15 protein-coding genes are annotated in these 22,666 nt (G+C 42.6%); 7 read left to right on the forward strand and 8 right to left on the reverse strand.

Annotated features, from left to right (window positions below):
* Positions 1–91: 91 nt before the first annotated feature.
* The 7 genes from HWQ39_RS04955 to HWQ39_RS04985 form a co-directional block, all read right to left on the reverse strand.
* A complete protein-coding gene (locus tag HWQ39_RS04955) occupies positions 92–3,394 on the reverse strand; it encodes a GAF domain-containing protein (RefSeq protein WP_292842208.1) in 3,303 nt (1,100 codons plus the stop codon).
* Positions 3,395–3,650: 256 nt separating this feature from the next.
* The gene (locus HWQ39_RS04960) at positions 3,651–4,838 is read right to left on the reverse strand and encodes a TRC40/GET3/ArsA family transport-energizing ATPase (protein WP_292842210.1); all 1,188 of its coding nucleotides are present in this window, start codon (positions 4,836–4,838) and stop codon (positions 3,651–3,653) included.
* Positions 4,839–4,943: 105 nt separating this feature from the next.
* Complete coding sequence (locus HWQ39_RS04965) at positions 4,944–5,225, reverse strand: hypothetical protein (protein WP_292842212.1); 282 nt, start codon at positions 5,223–5,225, stop codon at positions 4,944–4,946.
* Between the two features lie 200 nt (positions 5,226–5,425).
* Complete coding sequence (locus HWQ39_RS04970; RefSeq protein ID WP_292842214.1) at positions 5,426–6,367, reverse strand: XdhC family protein; 942 nt, start codon at positions 6,365–6,367, stop codon at positions 5,426–5,428.
* 125 nt (positions 6,368–6,492) lie between these two features.
* Positions 6,493–7,413, reverse strand: a complete 921-nt coding sequence (locus tag HWQ39_RS04975; RefSeq protein WP_292842216.1) for a polysaccharide deacetylase family protein — start codon at positions 7,411–7,413, stop codon at positions 6,493–6,495.
* A gap of 263 nt (positions 7,414–7,676) precedes the next feature.
* Positions 7,677–8,324, reverse strand: a complete 648-nt coding sequence (locus HWQ39_RS04980; RefSeq protein ID WP_292842218.1) for a response regulator transcription factor — start codon at positions 8,322–8,324, stop codon at positions 7,677–7,679.
* 3 nt (positions 8,325–8,327) lie between these two features.
* The gene (locus tag HWQ39_RS04985) at positions 8,328–9,548 is read right to left on the reverse strand and encodes a sensor histidine kinase (RefSeq protein ID WP_292842220.1); all 1,221 of its coding nucleotides are present in this window, start codon (positions 9,546–9,548) and stop codon (positions 8,328–8,330) included.
* A gap of 455 nt (positions 9,549–10,003) precedes the next feature.
* Between HWQ39_RS04985 and HWQ39_RS04990 the strand changes: the two genes are divergently transcribed.
* The 7 genes from HWQ39_RS04990 (at position 10,004) to HWQ39_RS05020 (ending at position 22,143) form a co-directional block, all read left to right on the forward strand.
* Complete coding sequence (locus tag HWQ39_RS04990) at positions 10,004–10,384, forward strand: hypothetical protein (RefSeq protein WP_292842222.1); 381 nt, start codon at positions 10,004–10,006, stop codon at positions 10,382–10,384.
* Positions 10,385–10,508: 124 nt separating this feature from the next.
* Positions 10,509–11,789 (forward strand): S41 family peptidase, encoded by a 1,281-nt coding sequence (locus HWQ39_RS04995; protein WP_292842224.1) that lies wholly within the window; start codon positions 10,509–10,511, stop codon positions 11,787–11,789.
* A gap of 195 nt (positions 11,790–11,984) precedes the next feature.
* The gene (locus HWQ39_RS05000) at positions 11,985–12,893 is read left to right on the forward strand and encodes a hypothetical protein (protein ID WP_292842226.1); all 909 of its coding nucleotides are present in this window, start codon (positions 11,985–11,987) and stop codon (positions 12,891–12,893) included.
* A gap of 20 nt (positions 12,894–12,913) precedes the next feature.
* The gene (locus HWQ39_RS05005) at positions 12,914–13,891 is read left to right on the forward strand and encodes an RNA polymerase sigma factor, RpoD/SigA family (protein ID WP_292842228.1); all 978 of its coding nucleotides are present in this window, start codon (positions 12,914–12,916) and stop codon (positions 13,889–13,891) included.
* Positions 13,892–14,082: 191 nt separating this feature from the next.
* Positions 14,083–15,660, forward strand: coding sequence for an efflux RND transporter periplasmic adaptor subunit (locus HWQ39_RS05010; RefSeq protein WP_292842230.1), 1,578 nt, complete (start codon positions 14,083–14,085; stop codon positions 15,658–15,660).
* The gene (locus tag HWQ39_RS05015; RefSeq protein ID WP_292842233.1) at positions 15,657–18,779 is read left to right on the forward strand and encodes an efflux RND transporter permease subunit; all 3,123 of its coding nucleotides are present in this window, start codon (positions 15,657–15,659) and stop codon (positions 18,777–18,779) included. The genes HWQ39_RS05010 and HWQ39_RS05015 overlap by 4 nt, the downstream gene beginning before the upstream one ends.
* A gap of 229 nt (positions 18,780–19,008) precedes the next feature.
* A complete protein-coding gene (locus HWQ39_RS05020) occupies positions 19,009–22,143 on the forward strand; it encodes an efflux RND transporter permease subunit (RefSeq protein ID WP_292842235.1) in 3,135 nt (1,044 codons plus the stop codon).
* 199 nt (positions 22,144–22,342) lie between these two features.
* Here the strand turns inward: HWQ39_RS05020 and HWQ39_RS05025 are convergent, their stop codons facing one another.
* On the reverse strand, positions 22,343–22,567 hold the full coding sequence (locus tag HWQ39_RS05025) for a type II toxin-antitoxin system HicB family antitoxin (RefSeq protein ID WP_292842237.1): 225 nt from the start codon (positions 22,565–22,567) through the stop codon (positions 22,343–22,345).
* Between the last annotated feature and the right edge of the window lie 99 nt (positions 22,568–22,666).

Raw genomic sequence — 22,666 nt, forward strand, 5'->3', positions numbered from 1 at the left:
CAGAAAATCAAAATTATTACATAACTTTGCATTCTTCATTTTAAAACCAGGGATAAGCTGCACTATGCAAGTTGATTTTTTGTTTCTATGATTAGTTGATTTGTCTAATGGGAATTTCAATCCAGAATTCTGTACCTAACCCCGGCTGAGAATCACATTTCAACACACCACCGTGTTTATCTACGACAATCTGATAACTAATTGATAACCCTAAACCAGTGCCTTTTCCTACTGGCTTTGTTGTGAAAAAGGGATCGCAAATCCTAGCCTTCAGAGGCTCCGGTATTCCTGGGCCATTGTCTCTTACGCGAATTACTACACTCTTGATATTGCCTTCAAGTTCTCCAAGAGCAGTATGGATAGTAATTTGACTGCTATGAATTGTTGATTGAGATTCCCCATAATCTTCTAAAGCATCTATCGCATTGCTTAAAACATTCATAAATACTTGATTTAATGGCCCGGCATAGCACTCTACTAAAGGAAGGTTGCCGTATTCTTTGACTAATTTAATCGCCTGACTTTCTGGTTTTGCTTTCAAGCGATGCTGCAAAATTAGCAAGGTGCTATCAATACCCTCATGAATATCAACCGGCTTTTTTTCTGCCTCGTCAAGGCGAGAAAAATTCCGTAAACCCAAGACAATCTGCCGGATGCGATCGACCCCAACTCTCATGGAAGATAGAGTTTTGGGCAAATCCTCCATGAGAAATTCTAAGTCGATTTCGAGCGCGCGATCGCGAATCTCTGGGTTAGGGTTGGGAGCATTTTGCAAATAGAGGTCTAATATACCAAGTAAATCTTGGGCGTAATCGTTGACATGATTAATGTTCCCATAAATAAAGTTTACAGGGTTGTTAATTTCGTGAGCAATACCAGCTACCAGTTGACCTAATGAGGACATTTTCTCAGTTTGGATCAGTTGGGTTTGAGTTTGCTGTAAATCATGCAAAGCTTGAGCCAGTCTTTCTGTCTGTTCTTTGGTTTGATTATGTAATTGGGCTTGTTGGAGTGCAACCCCAAGCTGATTAGCAATTTGAGTAATAAACTTAATTTCTGAGGCTTCCCAATGGCGGGGTGCAGAATTCTGGTAAGCTGCTAGTAAACCCCATAGCTGTTGCCCAATAAATATGGGTGCGATCGCATAAGCCCTAGCTTGAATTTGTTCTAGAACTGCAATGTGACATTGAGAGTGGCCAGCTTCATAGATATCATCGACTGTAAAGGTTTCATTGTGACGATATCGCCCACCTTGCGTTTCTTGTAAATAGCTATCTTGCCAAACCGTCTTGCTATGATTGTCTACTAACTTTAACCAGTTATCACCTACAAACTCGGCGATATATTCACCACTCCAATCAGCCTGGAAGCGGTAGACGGCAACTCGATCTGCTTCTAGTGATTTACAGATTTCTTGGGTGGTTGCTTGAAAAATCGCATCTAAATCTAAAGATTCTCTAACTTTCGCCACAACTTCAAACAATACTCGTTGCTGTTCTGCTGCTTGTTGCAAATCTAATGTCTGTTGTCGTGTCTGAGTGAGTAAATCAGCTTGCTGGAGTGCTACGCCCATTTGAGCCGCAATCTGACTGAGGAAGTTAACTTCAGAAGTTTTCCATTGTCGGGGGCCAGTGTGTTGATAAGTTGCCAGCAAACCCCAAAGTTTTTGCCCCACAAAAATCGGCGCAAGCACAAAAGCGTGAATTTGAAACTGTTCTAGATTATCGATATGACACTGAGCAAACCCCATCTTGTAAATGTCATCGACTGCAAATGTTTCATTGTGGCGGTAACGTCCTCCCTGTGTCTCTTGTAAGTAGGTATCATTCCAAATTGTGTTAATACCTAGTTCCGACTCATTCGACCAGTATGGGCTAGCAGCCTCGAAATCCCCGACAAATTCACCACCCCAATTAGCATCGAAACGATAAACAGAAACGCGATCGGCTTTAATTAATTGACAAACTTCTTTAGTTGTCGTCTGAAAAATAGTATTTGTGTCCAAAGATTCTCGAATCTCGGCAATAACTTTAAACACAGCCTGTTCTTGTTCAGCTGTCCGTTTTAACTCAACTGTGCGTCTTTTAACTTGTTTTTCTAAATTTTCATTAAAGGTTTGCACTTGTTGATATAATTCATACTGCTGAATTGCTGAAGCAAAGTGTTTACCAAAGTTTCTAGCCAGTTCAATCTCTTCAACCGTCCATTTTTGAGCTTGTGCTTTTTTAGATTCGCGCCAAACCTCAAACGATAAACGGGGATAAAGCTGCCTTTTATCGCTGTCATACTGCCCCGCCCATAAAGTTTCTGTATCTATTTCGTTGCGGAAAATACTTAAATAGCCTAGCAACTGCTGGCGATACTGGAGTGGGATCATCAATATGCTGCGAATTTTAGTTGGTTGAAAAGCAGCTTGCAAAGTTCGCAACTCAGAAATTTTATATATATCTGAAATTGCCCAAACATCGTATCTACTAGACTTGTAGTGTTCTTGCCAGACACTATACTGCTCGATTAGTGGATATATAGTTTGTGGCATTACAGGTTGCTGCCCACAGATATAAAGCTTGATACAAGTATTTCCTGGTATTAAGCATTCTGTTAAGCTGGTGACGTTGCCATTGTGCAAATCAAAAGCTTCATTTCTAATACAAAGCCTGCCACCAACGCCATCAAAAGCAGCAACAGCCGCTTCTAGGGCTGGCTGTAAGACAATCGTCGGCAGTGAATGTAGTAGGGTAGCAATGCGGTTAACGATCGCTTCTCGTTCGGCTGTTTGGCGAACTTGAGTGTGAAGGGTACTTTGAGCGATCGCTATTGACAGCTGCTCGACTACCATTTGTATTGCTTCTAGCTCATATTCTGAAATTGAACGCGCTTCAGAATTGTGAGACACTAGCAGCCCCCAAAGTCGATCTTGATAGAGAATAGGTGCTACTACAGAAGACTTTACCCCCATTGCCGTCAAATATTCAATATGGCAGGGGTCTACAGGGCGGTAACGGATCTCCTCTGAGATAGTTTCTCCATTATCCAAGTCATGCAGATGAATTTGACCAATCTCTTGAGTATCAACATTGACAACCGAACGTACCCGTGATTTGAGAAATAGTTCACGGGCATCGGATGGAATGTCATCGGAGGGAAAATTTAGTCCCAATAGCGACGGCAAACAATTTTTATTAATTGATTCAGCAATCACTTGACCACTACCATCGGGATGAAATTTGTAAATCATCACTCGATCGGTTTTTAATAGCGATCGCACTTCTGCCGTTGTGACTGTGATAATTTCTTCTAACTCTAAGCTGCGTCGGATACGGTTTGTAATGCGGCGTAGAAAACTTTCTTCATCGTGATATAACGGAAAATCTTGTTCAGAATTGGAGGTCATTGTTTATAGCAAAATAAATTAATAATTTAAAAACTGACATAATTAAATCTAAAGACATTCTGAATTTTTTTTCATCAATTTGTCTTCAGTAAAACTACGGTCAAATCATTAATAAAAATATTTTTTTGCCTTTTATCAAATTTCACCAAAAAATCATAAAAACAGACGCTAAAAAAGTTGCGTCTGCACTAGCTATAAGAGAAAATTCTTGCTTTTTAGTTTTAACTTTTTGTTGACAGACTAATGTTCAACAAAATTAAACTCTTGTGTTGTCAGCAAAGCGGATTTTTAGATAGTCATCTTCCATCTTTGCTCCGGCTGGTTGCAGTGCTGCTAAGGCTTGTGGCAAAACTAAGTTACGACGATGGTTGCCAATAGTAATGTTTAATTCGTCTCCGGTTTTACTGAGTTGAACTTGGTCTTTAGGGATACCAGGTAAGTAAATTTCTAAGCTGTATTGGTTTTCCTCTTGCACTACTTTAAGAGTTGTTTCTTTGTAATAAACCTGAGTAGGATCTTCATCTTTATAAAGAGTTTCTTTCAGGCGTTCTAAGGAAGCCAATCCACACATTTCCTCAGAAAATAGGGGAACTTCTTTTACAGGCAGAGGGTGAAAATCATCATGAATTTCTCGGCGATATTGCTCCTGACTTTCCTTCCAACGTTGGAAAAATGGGTCTTGGACTTCGCTTGGAATAATCCGATTCGCTACTACTAAATCTGTTGCAACATTATACAAACTCAGATAAGCATGGGCACGGAGAGATTCTTTAATCACCATCTTTTCGGGATTAGTTACTAGACGCACTGAAGTTTGAGTATTATCTGTTAATACTTTTTCCAGAGCTTCAATTTGTTCATAAAATTCATAAGGTGCATCCATCACTTCTTTATCGGGTAGCGAAAAACCAGCAATTGGTCTAAAAAAAGGTTCAACCAGGGGTCTAAGCGCTACCGAGATGTTTTGAAATGGCTTGTAAAAACGCCGCATATACCAGCCACCGACTTCAGGTAAACTCAGCAAGCGTAGTGCTGTGCCGGTGGGGGCTGAGTCGATAATTAAGACATCAAACTCACCTTCATCGTAATGGCGCTTCATCCTTACCAAGCCAAAAATCTCATCCATCCCTGGTAAAATCGCCAATTCTTCCGCCTGTACGCCGTCTAACCCCCTTGCCTGTAAAACTTGGGTAATATAACGTTTCACAGCACCCCAGTTTCCCTCCAGTTCTTGCAGCGCATCTAGTTCAGCACCCCAGAGATTTGGGCGAATTTTTTGGGGTGCATGTCCCAGTTCCATATCAAAACTATCTGCCAGGGAGTGGGCGGGATCGGTACTTAAAACCAATGTCTGATAGCCTAGTTCCGCACAACGGAGTCCAGTTGCAGCAGCGACGGAAGTTTTGCCCACGCCGCCTTTACCGGTCATTAAAATTACACGCATAGATGCTTCTATCCTGCCTGAGGATTTTTTACATTTATTTACATTATCGACTGTTTAAGGAAAATAAATGTTGTTTCAGTGCATCTAGGGATTAATATTAAGTATTTAACCTAAATCATCCGTTGGGTTTTGCTGCAATAACCGATCCAGCTTAGTTTCCAGTGCTGAGAGTTTTTTGAGAATTGTGGGGCGATCGCCATCAAGAGAAATTAGTAAATTGGTGATTCTCTCTTGGATGTTCGCTAATTGTGCTACTGCATTCTGAATTTGGAGCATTCCTTCTCGGAGTTCTTGGCGTTCCTGACGTGCTTCCGCCATTTCATCTAAGATAGCTTGGACTGTTTTAGCGTTACTCTCAATTAGATGCTTGAGTTCTTTATCAGTCATTGCGATCGCACTTTGGAGTTGAGTTTATGATCAATCATAAAAAAATTAATTAACATCCGCATTATTAACTCTTTCTCCCAACAGGATTTTCAGCTTTTTAGCGGATTGATTTAGTATACCAAATATTGATACCAGTTCTCCATAGGTGATAATTTTTGGGAAGTTAGTAATCAAAAAATTATCATCTCAACAAGTCAAGTTCAAGGCGATGTACCACTACGGCGAACTTTGATTAACTCAGCACAGATACTAACTGCAATTTCTTCTGGTGTTAAAGCGCCAATATCTAAACCAATTGGTGCATATATTTGATGAAAAAACTCTGGATTGTAACCTTCATTTTGCAATATATTGTACACAGTGCTTACCCGTTTATTACTGCCAACCATGCCCATATATTTTGTTTCATATTTGCATAACAGGCGTAAAGCTTCTAAATCTTGCAAATAACCTCTAGTAACTAAAGCGACATATAAATTAGTATTTTTATTTAATATTTCTTGAATTGAAGTAATAGGTTGTGCTAGCAGCGAGGCTTCAGGAAATCTTTCTTTTGTGGCAAAGTCTGAGCGATCATCTTGTACAATAACTTGAAAACCTGCTATTTTTCCAACCTGCGCTAGAGAAACAGCAATATGTCCTGCACCAATAATCAAAAGTGTTGGTGGTGGTAGCAAAGGTTCAATTAATGCAGTAGTGTGTAAAGATGGAATTACTTGTGTTTCTAATATTAAATAGGGTTTTTCATCTGTATTAAAGGGCGTGAGCATGGTTCCAGAACGCCCAGAAGTTAAACTATCTATAATTTGATGAACTAAATTTAAGTTTTCACTACCTGACCATAGCTCTAACAATACCTGCATTGTGCCACCACAAACGCCTTGAGTTTCTCGTTGCGGCGCACCAGATAAATCAATTTCTACAAATTGTTTTTTACCTGTTTGTAGTACTTGTAAAGCTTGCTGATAAACTCTTGCTTCTCCAGCACCACCGCCAATTGTTCCAAAGGTTTTACCATCGGCGTCAATAAACATTTTCGCGCCTACTTCTCTGGGTGTGGAACCTTTGGTGCTGGTGACAGTGGCTAAAACTACAGCACTGTTTTTTAAGGTTTTTGCTAGTTGTTGGTAGAAGTCAAGCATCCATGATAAAGAATCGCAAAGGACATTCCTCAACGCCCAGGTTTAACACCCCATATTTTTCGGTTAATTTACCTAGTGTTGCCATTACATGTGTAGCTCCCCTTAGATTATCACTGATGATTAAGCTAATTGTTTGGATGTTCATCCTTTGTAACCATAGGTGAAGCTACTTCCGCCAAATGTTTTTCTTGGGCTTGCATTTCCAGTAATTGAGGAATCGTCACAAATCTATAACCTTGGGCCTTTAAACCTGCGATCATTTCTGGCAAAGCCTTGACAGATTTAGAACGGTTGCCACCGCCATCGTGCATCAGTACAATTGCACCTGGTTTTGCATATTTCAGCACATTTTTGATTAGCATTGGCACTTGAGGCGAACGACGTTCGGCATCTCCCGATTCTTCTGACCACATCATGACAGCGTACTTCTCATTTTCGGCATATTCGACTAATCCATTATTCAGAAACCCGCCAGGGGGACGAAATAGAGTAGTTTTCTCTCCAGTAGTTTTGTAGATGATCTCTGCTGTACGATCAATTTCATTAGCCGCAGTAGCTACGTCCATACGGCGATACCAATGATGCCATGTATGATTACCAATTATGTGACCATCAGCAGCCACTTGCTTGGCAACTTGAGGAAAATATTTCACCATTTCCCCAATCATGAAGAATGTGGCTTTGATATTATTTTTCTTCAAAATTTCTAAAATCTGTGCCGTATTTTTGGGGCCTGGGCCATCATCAAAGGTTAAAGCGATGACTTTCTCATTTGCTTTTAGTTTCCCTTGATAAACGATTGTTCCCTGAAAAGGCTTGGGAATTTCATTCATCTGGTCTGTAGCTGGACTGATATTCTGTTGTGCCGATGCACTGATCAGCTTGTTCTGACTTGCTTTAGCACTCTCGCTTTTTGGCTTTACAATTCCCAATAAATGCTCAAATCCGCTGCTAGTTAAAAGCAAACTGATACCCAAACTACTAGCACCAGTAATCAATGTAATGATGATTAGTTTCGGTAACAAAGATAATTTCTGGCTAGACACATTAAATATTCCTCTATTAGGCATTGGGCATTGGGCATTGAAAAGAGGCACAGGGGCGCGGAACAGGGGGCAGAGGGGGAAACTTTTCTCCCTTGCTCCTTGCTTCTTCCCTAGTCCCCAGCTTACGTATAAAAGTACTATCAGCTAATTATAGAAAGTTAGTCAAATTATGCGATCGCTCTTTATCCCAGCATACACTGCCAGCTATCCCGGACACCTCTTGCAGGGGTGGGATTCCCGGCGATTTTCTGATTCTTAATTATTTATTTAAGTCCACCAAACAACGAATGGGCAAACAAAGCGGCCTGAGTGCGATCGCGTAAACTCAATCGGCTCAGAATATTGGTAACATAATTCTTAACAGTATTTTCTGAAAGAAACAGCGATTCAGCAATTTCACGGTTATTGGCTCCACTAGCAATTAACCGTAATACATCTAATTCTCTAGGTGTGAGTTGCGCCAATTCTGGAGGGGGTTGCACAGACGAGACAGGGGCGGCCATCGGTGTGAGTGCTTTCTCAAATAATCCTGGGCCCAGTAGAGTTTGTCCCTTGTAGACGGATCTAATTGCCAACATTAATTCATCTGGTTCGGTGTCCTTGAGCAAATAGCCCTTTGCACCCAACCGCATCGCCTGAAAAACATACTCATCATCATCGAAGGTGGTGAGAACGAGAACCTTAACGTTGGGATATTGTTGAGCGATCGCTTTTGTGGCGGCAACTCCATCCATTACAGGCATTCGGATATCCATTAGCACAATATCGGGTTGCAGCGCGGCAATTTGTTCGAGTGCCCGTTGCCCATTTTCTGCCTCACCAATTACCTGCATCTCTGCATTCGACTCAAGCATACTCTTAAGTCCCTGGCGAATAAGATGCTGATCGTCAACTAATAAAATCCGAATCATAAGCTAAAACACCAACAGCTTTGAGAGTGGCAAAGAAACAGAAATACAGCAACCTGTTCCTAGTTGACTGTGAAGATTCAACTGGCCGCCCAATGCAACCGTCCGTTCTCGCATCCCTTGTAATCCAAACCCGGTTGTATTTTGAGTGGGGTTAAAACCTTTTCCATTATCTTCGATTGACAGATGAATCATTCCAGCGTGAACCAGAAGTTTAACAGTGACACTCGTCGCCTCGGCGTGTTTGCAAATATTTGTCAGCGATTCTTGCACAATGCGGAATAAAGCCGTGTTTACTTCTGTTGGCAAAGTGTGCGGTAGATCAAATTTACAGGAAGGTTCAATACCTGTGGTTTGCTGAAAATCTGTCAGCAGCTTTTCAATGGCTGATTTGAGAGATTGCCCTTGCAAAGGATTTGAACGTAAAACAGAAAGCGATCGCCGAATTTCTAGCAGCGCCTCAGCCCCCAATTCTTTCGCCTGTTTGAGAAATGTCAATGCTTTATCATTATTTGATTGCCAGAACAACAGAGTATTATTTATTTGAATAGTTTGGGCAGCCAGAGTATGTCCTAACCCATCATGAATTTCGCGGGCAATGCGGTTGCGTTCTTGCAAGGTTGCCTGATCTTCAATTCTTAGTGCATACTGGCACAGTTGTTGATTGATAATCTCTAATTGCTGATGGGCAATTTCTAACTGCTCTCGACTTTGACGCTCTGCAAGCAGGGCATTTATTAACAATAAAGCGAATACTAACGTTAAACTAAACAATAATATATTACTTAATCGCCAATCCCAAGACATAGCGATCAGCTTATCTCGCATAAAATTCTCAGGTACAATGGGTCTTAACAAAAGCAGCGTTCCATGAGAAAGCAGAGATAAACCTAAGACAACCAACTGTCCCGATCGCTTAAATATCAGACAACTCCGCATTACCAGTACTAGACACAGCAGCAAAACTGAGCGAGGAGATAAGCTATGTTGAGTCGCTGGCAGCCAAATTAAAACTAATTCCAGGGCTGTATAAAGTAATTTTGTTTCCAGCTTCACCATTGGTAGTCTCAAGCCCATCAAGCTAAAAGTGGCGATCGCTATAACTCGTAGCAGCAACGACCAAGACAACTCAAACGGCAACAGAATTTCCATGAACGCTGCCGTAGCCAATAACAGCCACTCTAGGTAAAGCAATAAACGAAACGATGGGTAGGTCAAGCTAACCATAGAATTATTCCAACTTAATGGCCTTTGTGATAAAACCATAGGTATTTTCACAATTTTAGAGGGAAATATTGAACTGGGGACTGGGTATTGGCGACTAGGAACTGGGAATTGGGAAAATTTGAATGGAAATTCAGACCTCAATCAACTCTTACTCATAATTTTTTTCCCAGTCCCCAGTACCTATTACTCCTCTATATAAATAACGAATCTATCTCTGGTATTGGTAGAGCCGTTCCGACTGATTAATTATTTCTAAATTAGGAAAAAAGTCACAATCACTTGAGTACTTTTTTACTGGTCAGGTTAGGAATTCTAGCTCATGTGCAAACCCATCACAGCTTTTAAGATTAGCTGGTATGAGTAAATCAGCAAGTTTTCATACATCTTCTAAACAGTTATAAGCTGAAATTTACTCATAACAATGGGATTACACACAATCAAAACAAGAGAAGTAAATGATTAAAAAACAGATAATTTTACCAACCATGCTACTTGCGACTATCCTCATTGGGGGAATGACAGGTTGCAGCAATTCTAAGTCTCCAGATGTGTCCCAAGGGGATGATGGCACAAAGGTATCTGATACTTCTACAACAAACTCTCCGGCATCGAATACGCCAGAACGCGCTCAAAAGCGTGAGGAAATTCGCAAACAAATCGAAGCAGTTCTGACCCCAGATCAGGTAAAGGAATTGTCAGGGAAATTACAACAAGGTGAAAAAATGCGTAAAGCAGTGTTGAGCCTAAATCTAACGGCCGATCAAAAGACTAAAATTCAGGATATTTTTAAGACTGCCTATTCGCACCGCAAAGGTAAATCTCAAGATAATTCCTAATAGTTTGAGTAAAACCGAATTCAGAATTAAAGTTATTATCATCTGCGACTGAGGATATTCAACCCTTCATTGATTGCATTCTTAATTCTGTATTCTTAATTCTGTATTCTTCTAGATTTAAAGTATGTTTAAACAAAAGTTTCTCGTCAAGATAGAGCTAGCTGTTATGGCAATAATGCTTTTAGGAACTAGTCTCTACACTTCTAAAGCTTTCGGTAAAGCCGAACCTAGCCCTCAAAAGCTCGTAGATGAAGTGTGGCAAATCCTAGATAAAAATTATGTTGATGTCAGCTTTAACCATCAAGATTGGAAAGCAATTCGACAGCAGTATCTTGGCCGTTCCTATAGTTCTAATCAGCAGGCTTATGGGGCGATTCAAGAAATGGTGGCAAAATTAGGCGATCGCTATACCGAGTTTTTCGACCCCCAGGAATTTAAAGCTCTAAATAACGACCTTTCTGGCAACCTCAGTGGTGTAGGGCTGGAACTGGCACAAAATGAAAAAACCAAAGCCTTAACCGTTGTCGCCCCCATTGCTGGAACGCCTGCTTTTAAAGCAGGTATTTTACCGGACGATGTAATTGTCCAGATTAATGGTCAAATAACTCAGGGGATGAAAATTGAGGATGCCGTGAAGCGAATTCTCGGCCCGGTGGGAACTAAGGTAGTACTCACAATTCAACGGGGTAGCCAATCGCAAACTTTCAACCTTACCCGTGCAAATATTGCCATCTATCCTGTAACTTACAACACGCAAACAACACCAGCAGGTAAAATTGGTTACATTCGTTTACCAGAGTTTACGGAAACTGCTGCCGCAGAGATGCATCGAGCAATTGAAGCATTAGAACAACAACAGGTGCAGGGCTACGTTTTGGATCTGCGTTCCGATCCAGGTGGACTGCTGGATGCAAGTTTGCAAATTGCCAGTATGTGGTTGAAGCAAGGAGCGATCGTATCTTTGGTAAATCGAGACCAAGTTAAAGATAGCTACAATGCTTCAGGACATCCTCTCACCAACAAACCTTTAGTGATACTGGTCAATAAGGGATCTGCTAGCGCCAGCGAAATTCTGTCAGGAGCGTTGCAAGACGATCATCGCGCCAGATTAATCGGGACTCGCACCTTCGGAAAAGGTTTAGTTCAAGCCGTTGAGCCACTAGAGGATGGTTCGGGGCTGAAACTAACGATCGCTAAATACTACACACCAAAAGGTCGAGATATCAATCATATCGGCATTGAACCAGATATTACTGTGGAATTAACCGAGGCACAACAGAAAGCATTACTACAAAAGCAAACCTTGGGGACATTAGCCGATCCTCAGTATGCTAGCGCCGTTGCTGACCTGAGCAAATTGATTCAGTCTGAGGCCGCTCATGTGAGTTTACAGAGTGGGAAATGAAGGAGGCAGAACAATACGGTTCGGTTAACAAAGTTATCTGTTAAGGCGAGCAGGGGGAGAGAAATTGCTTAATAATAACTGTCTTTCCTCCCCTGCGCCCTGCCTCCTGCGCCCTGCCTCCTGCGCCCTGCCTCTCCCTCCTGCCTTCCTTAATAAACACTGTCGTGAACAAGTCAGGAATCGTATCTTTCGATCATGTCAACCCGCAAAGCCCAACGACTTCAAATTTGTGAACCAGTCCCAGGTCTGCAAATTCTGGTTAAACTCAGTAACACTCCTTTAGTGCGGACAATCATAACTACTGTTACCCACCATCAGCTAGCAATCATTGGGGTTGTATTTTTTGCCACTCTAGTTTTTTCTATGCGGGAAAATGCCCCCTGGCTGACAGTACCGAAACAGGTAGCGATTGAATTTTTTTCTGCTGTATCCCAATCCCTAGCCGCTTTATTGGGAGTGTTAATTGTTTTCCTCACCTTTACTAGTCAGTTGATTGCTCAAAGGAGATATGAAGACTATTATACACTTCAGCTTCAGATTGACCAACTCATTCGTCTAACTCAGTCTCTTCCTCCCGAACTTAGTAATTTTGATGAAACTTTGATAGCCCTGATTAACTATTTAGTTCCCTTGCATTTAAAGGATTTTCCAATTTGGTCAACGACCTCTCAAGTATTACCTTGGGACGAGCTTTTAGATAATTTCAAGAATGAACATGAATTGGTGCGGGTGCAGCAAGAATTTTCCTTATCTACCCATTTACACCAACAACAAATTTCCCTTGTCATCAATAACATGGAAGAAATACTGGAGAGATTTTCTCGGCTTTATAATCGCATTTTAGAGATGAGCCGTTTCATTCTGGCGATTGTAAAGTTGTCTTTTCTCCTGGGAGTTTCACTCCTTTTTTTGCTGTTATTTGGCATTATCGATTTGCAAAGGAAGTTTCCCGATCTCAGCTTACCTGTAATTGTTTCTTTAGCAATTTGGGTATTGATTGCTCTTTTAGAGTTAGTACTTGACACCTGGTTTTTTTATAAAAGCCTCTATGGCTCTTCGAGTCACTATTTGCGCTTTTTTCCAAATAAAAAGTACCCTAATTAATAGGCAGAAGCCAATTCACCATGAGTAACTTAACATTCACACACACCAAATTTAGTAACACAGATAAAGCATCTCAATCTACAACTGATACAGTACGTAGTTATCTTAAAGAAATTGGTCGGATACCTCTATTAACCCACGAACAAGAAATTTCTTTTGCCAAACAAGTTCAGCAGATGATAAAAATACTTGCTGAATCAGAAAAACTTACTGTTGAATTAGAGCGTACACCCACACTGGCAGAATGGGCTGACCAGATGCAGTTAAGTGAACAAGAACTACTCCAGCAGCTAAATCAAGGGAAAAAAGCCAAGCAGAAAATGATCGCGTCTAATCTCCGGCTTGTGGTGTCAATTGCCAAGCAATATCAGAGACGCAACTTAGAGCTTATGGACTTAATTCAAGAAGGTACTTTGGGTTTGGAAAGAGGGGTTGAAAAATTTAATCCGGCTTTAGGATACAGATTTTCAACCTACGTTTACTGGTGGATTCGTCAAGGAATTACCAGAGCGATCGCGCAGCAAGGACGCGCGATTAGATTACCCATTCACATCAATGAAAAGTTAAATAAAATTAAGCGTGTTCAGCGAGAATTATCTCAAAAGCTAGGTCGCATTCCCACTACTACAGAAATTGCTAATGCACTTTCTTTAAAGCCTAGTCAGATTCGAGAGTTTCTAATTTTGTCTCGCCAAACTATCTCTCTCGATATTCGAGTTGGATCGGATAGAGATATACAATTACAAGATTTAATAGAAGATTGCAGATATTCTGATAATGCTTATACCACTGGAGAATACATTAGTCAAGATATCGAAAGCTTATTGTCAAATCTGCCTCAGCAGCAACAAGAAATATTAACTTTACACTTTGGATTGATAGACGGAAATGGACTTTCTCTAGAACAGATTGCTCAACGTATGGGTATTAGTCGAGAACGAGTTAGGCAGATAGAGAAACAAGCTCTCAGCCTTCTAAATCGGCAGCTAAGTAAGTAATATGAAAGGGAATAGAAAATAAGTAAATAACCCACCCGCTAGAGGCTGGGGTTTAGACCTAGCTTGCGATACAAGAATTTTTTTGCCCACCAGGGACATTCGGAACCTTTACTTTTTTCATAAAATAGAATTCAGAATATTCCATTACCTCATAGGCGGGGTAATCAAACTACAATCCACTGGAGGTTCTGATGAACCATGAAATTTCTAACGAGAGTTTAACTGAAAATAGTAACGAGAATTTGACTGAAAATAGTGTGGAACCGAAGCTACCGCGATCGCCAAAAAAGAAAAAGATTACTTGGGTAATTTTAGGGGTGATATTGCTGGGTGGGCTAGTTATTTTGGGTATCCATGCGGGTGCAGCCAAGACAGATAAAACTGGAAAATCTGGGCGTAATAAACAGCAAATAGCACCTGTAACCGTGGCAATGGTGACACAAAAAACGGTTCCGGTGCAATTGCAGGCGATCGGTAATGTCCAATCTGGGTCTACGGTTGCGATTACACCCCAAGCTAGCGGACGGATTATTGGAGTTTATTTCAAGAAAGGTCAAGAGGTGAAAAAGGGACAACTTTTATTTACCCTAGATGACCGATCGCAAGCTGCCGCAATCCAGCAAGCTCAAGGTACTGTAGCAAAAGACCAAGCCTCGGTACAACAAGCAAGAGATGGATTAACTAGAGATTTGGGTCAGGTAGACCAAGCTAGAGCCACTTTAGTCAAAGACCAAGCCTTAGTGCGACAAGCCCAGGCGAATTTAGCCAAGGATCAAGCACAAGCAGAATTTGCTCAGGGACAGAGCGATCGCTATACTTCGTTATATAAGAAAGGCGCGATTAGTTTAGATCAAGCACAGCAATACGTTTCCAATAGCAAATCGGCTACAGCAACACTTCAGGCAGATCGAGAAGCGATCGCTAATGCTGAAGCAGTTTTGAAAAGCGATCGCGTGGCGCTGACTAATGCTGGTGCAGTTGTCAAAGGGGATCAGGCTGCGATCGCTAATGCTCAAGCCGTTGTCACTTCCGACCAAGGAGCATTAGACAATACCAAAGTGCAATTATCTTACTCCAAAATTTATGCGCCGATTGATGGTCTAGCTGGCAATATTCTGGTGACTCAGGGGAATGTGGTGCAAGCTAACAGCACGACTCCATTGGTAAATATCACCCAAATTCGCCCGATTCAAGTTGCTTTTTCCATTCCTGAAACAAATCTACCGCAGGTACAAAAGTATATGCAGAATGGCAAGCTGAAGGTAGATGTGACGTTCCCGGATAATCCATCTCGTTCAATACCAGGGAATTTGACATTTGTCAATAACACAGTCGATAACACTACGGGGACAATTCAACTAATTGGCGACTTTGATAATACTCAGGGACATTTGTTTCCCGGTCAATTTGTCAACGCCACCCTAACGCTGACGGAAGAACCTAATGCAACAGTTGTTCCCTCCCAAGCTGTGCAGAATGGCCCCGATGGGCAGTTTGTATTTGTAGTTAAGCCAGATATGACGGTGGAAAATGTGCCAGTTACAGTTAGCAGCACCATTGATGGATTAGATGTGATTCAGAAAGGGCCGCAACCAGGCGATAAAATTGTCACCGATGGTCAAGCGAATCTCGTTTCGGGTAGCAAAATCCGCATCAAAACAGCCGGCAATGACTCAAATACAGGTGGAAATTCCCCAAGAAGAGGAAGGGGGGCAGGGAGCAGGCAGCAGGGGGGAGAATCTCCTAAGTCTGGCGGAGGTGAATCATGAACCTTTCGGAACCATTTATCCGTCGCCCGATCATGACGACTTTGGTGATGACGGCGATTTTGATCTTCGGTTTCATGAGTTATCGGTTGCTGCCCATCAGCGATTTACCAAGTGTGGATTATCCCACAATTCAGGTAAGTGCTTCTCGACCGGGAGCCAGCCCCGAAACGATGGCAGCATCGGTTGCCCGTCCTTTAGAAAAGCAGTTTTCCAGTATTGCGGGACTCGATTCGCTCAACTCAACTAGCACTCTGGGGCAGACTCAAATTACCCTGCAATTTAACTTGAGTCGCAACATTGATGACGCGGCGCAGGATGTGCAAGCAGCGATATCGGGGGCATCGGGGCAAATTGCGACGGATTTACCTAATCCTCCTACCTACAGTAAAGTTAACCCCGCAGACCAACCGATTCTCTACCTTTATCTGGATTCTCCCACACTGCCGCTTTCCCAAGTAGATAATTATGCCGAGACTTATCTGGCGCAAAAGCTATCTACAATCAATGGGGTGGCACAGGTAGCTGTCTACGGTTCGCAAAAGTATGCGGCTCGAATTCAACTCGATCCGCAACAATTGGCTACGCGGCAAATTGGGCTAGATCAGGTGGCGACGGCGATTCAACAAGGTAACGTGAATTTGCCTACTGGCAGTCTTTCAGGAAATCACAAGAATTTTACAGTTCAAACTAACGGTCAACTTGAGGATGCGGCTGCTTATCGTCAATTGATTGTGTCTTATAAAGATGGAATGCCCATCTATCTCAATCAACTGGGTAGGATTGTTGACAGTGTAGAAAATGACAAGGTAGCAAGTTGGTACAACAATACCCGCGCTATTATTCTCACCATTCAAAGACAACCTGGAACCAATACGGTAGAAGTCGTAGACACGATTAAGAAATTACTCCCGAATTTGCGCGACCAGATTCCGGCATCCGTGGAAATTGGGATTCTCTATGATGCCTCTCAATCAATTCGAGATTCAGTAGATGATGTCAGATTTACGTTGATTTTGACGATCGCTCTAGTGATATTAGTGATTTTCATCTTTTTGCGAAATCTCTCAGCGACGGTGATTCCCAGCTTGGCGTTACCCGTTTCGCTGATTGGAACCTTTGCAGTGATGTATTTGCTGCACTACTCACTAGATAACCTATCACTGATGGCGTTGACCCTTTCAGTGGGCTTCGTCGTGGATGATGCGATCGTCATGTTAGAAAATATCGTCCGTCATATCGAAATGGGGGAACGTCCCCTAGAAGCGGCGTTGAATGGGTCGAGAGAAATTGGTTTTACCATCTTATCGATGACACTTTCCTTAGTTGCAGTCTTCATCCCTATGTTGTTCATGAGTGAAGTGCTGGGACGATTATTTCATGAATTTGCTGTAACGATCGCAGTGGCAATTCTCGTCTCTGGTTTTGTGTCTTTGACTCTGACTCCCATGTTGTGCAGCCGTTTTCTGCGTCCTGTAAATCATGCTAATCAAAGTCGGTTATACCAAGCTTCGGAATATGTATTCGATCGCTTCCTCGGTTTGTACGATTGGAGTCTCAAAAAAGTCTTAAAATATCATCGCACCACGATGATTTTATCTGTGTTTCTCTTTGCGGTGACAGTTGGGCTGTTGATGGTAGTTCCCAAAGGCTTTATTCCTAGCGAAGATACCGGACAAATTACAGGTATTACCCAAGCAGCAGAAGATGCATCCTTCGATAATCTTGTCCAGCATCAGCAGACAGTTGCTAACCTGATTCGCCAAGATCCAAATGTAGATGCAGTCAACTCTAATATTGGGGCGGGAGCTAGTGCTAGTGGCGGTGGGGCGGCAGTTGCAGCCAATTCTGGGAGTTTGTTTATTCGGTTAAAACCGCGATCGCAACGTCAACTTGGGGCTGACGAAATTGTGCAAAATTTGCGAACCAAACTCGCCACTGTTCCAGGTATTCAAGTATTCTTGCAAAATCCGCCAGCGATACCTATTGGCGCTCAACAAAGCACAGGACTTTATCAGGTGGCACTCCAGAGTTCTGATGTCAAACCCTTACAGGAATATGTTCCTCAGCTTGTTACCAACATGAAGGAGATGACAGAACTCCAGGATGTCAACAGCGATTTACAGTTTGCTTCCCAGATTCAAATTGACATTGACCGCGATAAAGCTTCAACTTATGGGATCACCGTCGAGCAAATCGAAAATACCCTGAGAAGTGCCTACGGTTCTTATCAAGTATCAACTATCTATGCAGCGACTAATGAGTATCAGGTGATTTTGGAATTAGCACCCCAGTTTCAGCAAGATATCAATGCTTTGTTGGCATTATACATTAACTCCAGCACAGGAGTGGCAGTACCTCTGAAGACATTCGCCAAACTATCTCAGGGAGTCAGCCCATTAATGGTTAATCATAACGGTCGGATGAACGCCGCGACTATTTCCTTTAACCTCGCTCCCGGCGTGGCCTTGGGAAATGCCAACGAAGAGATTGAAAAAGTGATTAATCAGGTAATTCCTAAGAGCATTAGCACCAGCTTTCAGGGTGCAAGCCAGGTATTTCAAAGTTCACTGCCGAGTTTGGGTTTATTGTTAGCGATCGCTATCCTCGTAATTTATCTGATTTTGGGTGTCCTCTATGAAGATTTCATTCACCCGATTACGATTCTTTCTGGTTTGCCGTCAGCAGGTTTTGGGGCATTGTTAACGCTGATAATATTCCATGTCGAACTCAATGTTTACTCCTTCATCGGCATAATTCTCTTAGTGGGCATCGTCAAGAAAAACGGGATTATGATGGTGGATTTTGCTATTGTTGCCCAGCGAGAAGAAGGGAAAAAACCGTCTGAGGCGATTTATCAAGCCTGTTTGGTGCGCTTCCGTCCGATTATGATGACGACAATGGCAGCATTAATGGGAACCTTGCCGATTGCGATCGGATTTGGGGCTGGTTCCGAATCTCGCCGTCCTCTAGGGATTGCAGTTGTGGGCGGACTAGTGTTTTCTCAAATATTGACCTTGTATTTAACACCCGTGTTCTATATTTATATGGAATCGTGGCGGAAAAAGCTCAGTCAAGTTAAGTTGCGGCGGGTGTTCTCATTTACAGGGGAGCGATCGTGATGTTCAACAAGCAATATAGCCATTTTTAATCCGGTGAGGTATAGGTATGCAAATAGACCTAACCCCCTAACACCCTAATAGAAGCCGGAAGGGGAAACAATTCAAAGCCTCTCTCTTTTTGTTCAAAATTGTACTTCACTGGGTCGAGAACCGCTATATCAACCCAAAACAATACAGACTGAGCGATTTCATTGCACATCCCCATCACATTTCTGGGATAACAAAACTCATGAACCTTTCAGAACTCTTCATCCGTCGTCCAGTCATGACCACTTTGGTGATGATGGGTATCCTCATTTTCGGTCTCATGAGTTATCTACTGTTACCCATCAGCGCCCTACCTAACGTTGAATATCCTTTTATATCTGTCTCTGCTAGTCTCCCTGGTGCCACCCCAGAAACAATGGCATCTTCAGTCGCCGCACCATTAGAAAGACAATTTACCGAAATTGCCGGACTCAATTCATTTAATTCCACCAGTTCAACTGGTAGCACCAACATCTCTCTACAATTTGACTTTAGCCGCCGAGTGGAAGATGCCGCCAAAGATGTCCAGGCAGCCATCTCAGCCGCAGCCGGACAACTGCCCGCCGGAATGCCTCACCCGCCTACTTACCGCAAAGTTAACCCTTCTGTCTCGCCTGTTATATACCTCTATATGTATTCTGAGACACAGCCAATCTCGACAGTAGATGAATACGCAGAGGTAACAGTTGGTCAACCAATTTCGATGATTGATGGTGTTGCTCAGGTACAGGTTTTTGGTCAACAGCAATATGCAGTCCGCGTTCAGGTTGACCCGCGAGAGTTGGCATCGCGGGGAATTGGTCTAAGTCAGGTAAAAACTGCAATTCAACAGGGAAATGTCAACTTGCCAACCGGCAGTCTTTCTAACACTTACAAAACTTATACGATTCAGGCAAATGGTCAACTTACCGATGCTGCCAGCTATCGCCAGCTGATTGTAACTTATAAAAATGGCGCGCCTGTGCGGCTCCAGGATTTGGGGCAGGTAATTGACAGCGCACAAAACGTCAAAGTCTCAAATTTGTATAGCGATCGCAAGGTAACAAACCGCCATTCTGTTGTTCTCGCTGTGCAGCCACAGCCAGGTGCAAACACGGTAAATATTGTTGATTCCATCCAAGAACTTTTACCTACACTCCGCGAACAAGTTCCCAAATCCATTGAGATGGGGATTATGTACGACCGCTCCCAAACAATTCGAGCTTCTGTCAGCGATGTAAAATTTACCTTGGTTCTCTCAATATGTCTAGTTGTCTTGGTGATTTTCTTATTCTTGCGTGACATCACGGCGACGCTGATTCCCAGTTTGGCGCTACCTGTAGCGATCATTGGCACTTTTGCGGTGATGTATCTGTCGGGCTTTTCCCTAGACAACCTTTCATTAATGGCATTGACCCTTTCCGTGGGTTTTGTGGTGGATGATGCGATCGTGGTGTTGGAAAATATCGTCCGTTATCGGGAAATGGGCGAATCTCCCTTAGATGCAGCATTGAAGGGATCGAGGGAAATCAGCTTCACCATTTTGTCAATGACCCTTTCCCTAGTGGCGGTGTTCATTCCCATCATGTTTATGAGTGGAATCATCGGTAAATTATTTCATGAATTTGCCGTGACGATCGCAGTGGCAATTTTGGTTTCGGGTTTTGTTTCCCTCAGTCTCACCCCCATGTTGTGCAGTCGTTTCTTAAGTTCACCCCATCAGCAAAGACCAAATCGGCTCTATCAATTTTTAGAAGGGGGATTTGATTTACTACTGCAAGGATATGATTGGACGCTCAAGCCGATTTTAAAATACCGCCTGATGACACTCATTGGTTCTGGCATTCTGCTGGTAATGACCGTCTATTTGTTCACAATCGTTCCCAAAGGATTTATCCCTACAGAAGACACCGGACAACTGATGGCCAACACCAAAGGAGCGCAAGATATTTCTTTTGATGATATGCGCCGTCACCAGCAAAAAGTTGTTGATATTATTCGTAAAGACCCTAATATTGAAGCCGTTGACTCGATTGTGGGTGCAAGTGGGCCGAATGCCTCAGTCAACTCCGGGCGAATTACAATTCGGCTCAAGCCGCGCGATCAACGTCAACTCAGTGCTGATGAAATCATCCAAGAGTTAACCCCCAAGTTAAGACGTGTAGTTGGGGTTAAGACATTCCTCCGTTCTCCACCAGCCATTCCTATCGGTGGACAACAAACTAATTCTACTTATCAGTTCACCTTGCAGAGCTTGAATTTACAAGACCTGCGCCAATACGTTCCTAAACTTGTAGATAAAGTCAAAACCCTACCAGGACTCCGGGACGTTGACAGCGATTTACAACTCAGCACTCCCCAAATTCAAGTCCAAATTGACCATAACAAAGCTGCCACTCTTGGGATTACTGCTCAACAAGTTGAACAAACCCTCAGCGCTGCCTATGGTTCTAGCCAGGTTTCCACTATCTATACTCCAAATGACCAATTTTATGTAATCTTAGAAGTGAAACCGGAGTTTCAGCGAGATCCCAGCGCCCTATCGATGCTCTATGTGCAATCGAGTACTGGGAAACTTGTTCCCCTGAGTGCGATCGCTAATATTACTCAGAATGTCGGCCCTCTCACGGTTACTCACGTTGCTCAACTCCCCTCTGCGACTATCTCTTTTGACACCCTCCCAGGAACGTCTCTAAGTCAGGCTACAGATGCTATCAAGCAAGCAGCCAGTGAGTTGCTACCATCAACAATTACCCCCAGCTTTCAGGGTTCAGCCCAAACCTTCCAACAGTCCTTCAATGATTTAGGGGCACTGTTGTTGGTGTCCATCTTAGTCATCTATCTAATTCTCGGTATCCTCTATGAGGATTTTATTCACCCAATCACCATTCTTTCCGGTCTACCTTCGGCGGGTTTTGGTGCATTACTGACGCTGCTGATTTTCCAGGTTGATTTAAATCTTTATTCTTTCATCGGCATCATCCTGCTAGTGGGCATCGTCAAGAAAAACGGGATTATGCTGGTGGACTTCGCTATTGAAGCGCAGCGAAAAGAAGGTAAAAATTCCTTTGATGCCATTTATGCCGCTTGCTTGATTCGTTTCCGCCCAATTATGATGACCACGATGGCAGCTTTAATTGGCACACTCCCCATTGCTCTGGGGACAGGAGTCGGTTCAGAAGCGCGTCGTCCTTTAGGAATTGCGATCGTTGGTGGGTTGCTGTTCTCTCAGATATTGACTCTCTATTTGACTCCAGTTTTTTACATTTACATGGAGGCATTACGGAAGAAGCTCGGACAACCGAAGTTTTACCGCTCTTTCTCGAAAAAGAATTCAGGAATCAGAAACCAAAATTAAGAATGAATTTTGAACGAAAACTTATATTGTGGTTTCATTTTTGTTCACTGCTAGCTTTTTGGGGCAAAAGATAAATACCCCCAGAGATTACAGCAGTTTGCAACTAAATGAGGTACAGAACCAAGAATTCACAAATCAAATTATTCTTCTCCTTCCTGCCTCCTGCCTTCTCCCAAGGGGAGACGCTATAGGATGAGGATTACACAAACTGAAAGGAAACATTTGCAGTCAAAGGCTCTGGCAGTGGTTTTCCTTGTGCTTGGTAATCTTCAATCAAAAGTTCTAGTATTTCCTCACCATTATTGAGAGCATCTGCGTAGGTATCTCCATGAGTGTGTGCATAAGGGCCAAACTCAGGTAGGCTGACGATGTATTTTTTATCTTCTATCGACCACTGAATTAGAACACTATATTGTGGTTTCACTCCTGTTCTCCTTTGATGTCTTCTTCCTCTAATTGTTTTATTTCTATAAGCTGATTATCTGGAAAAATCCCAGACCTATTAGGAACGATACAGTAGATG

It is taken from the genome of Nostoc sp. NMS8, assembly GCF_017115045.1.
Taxonomy (GTDB): domain Bacteria; phylum Cyanobacteriota; class Cyanobacteriia; order Cyanobacteriales; family Nostocaceae; genus Nostoc.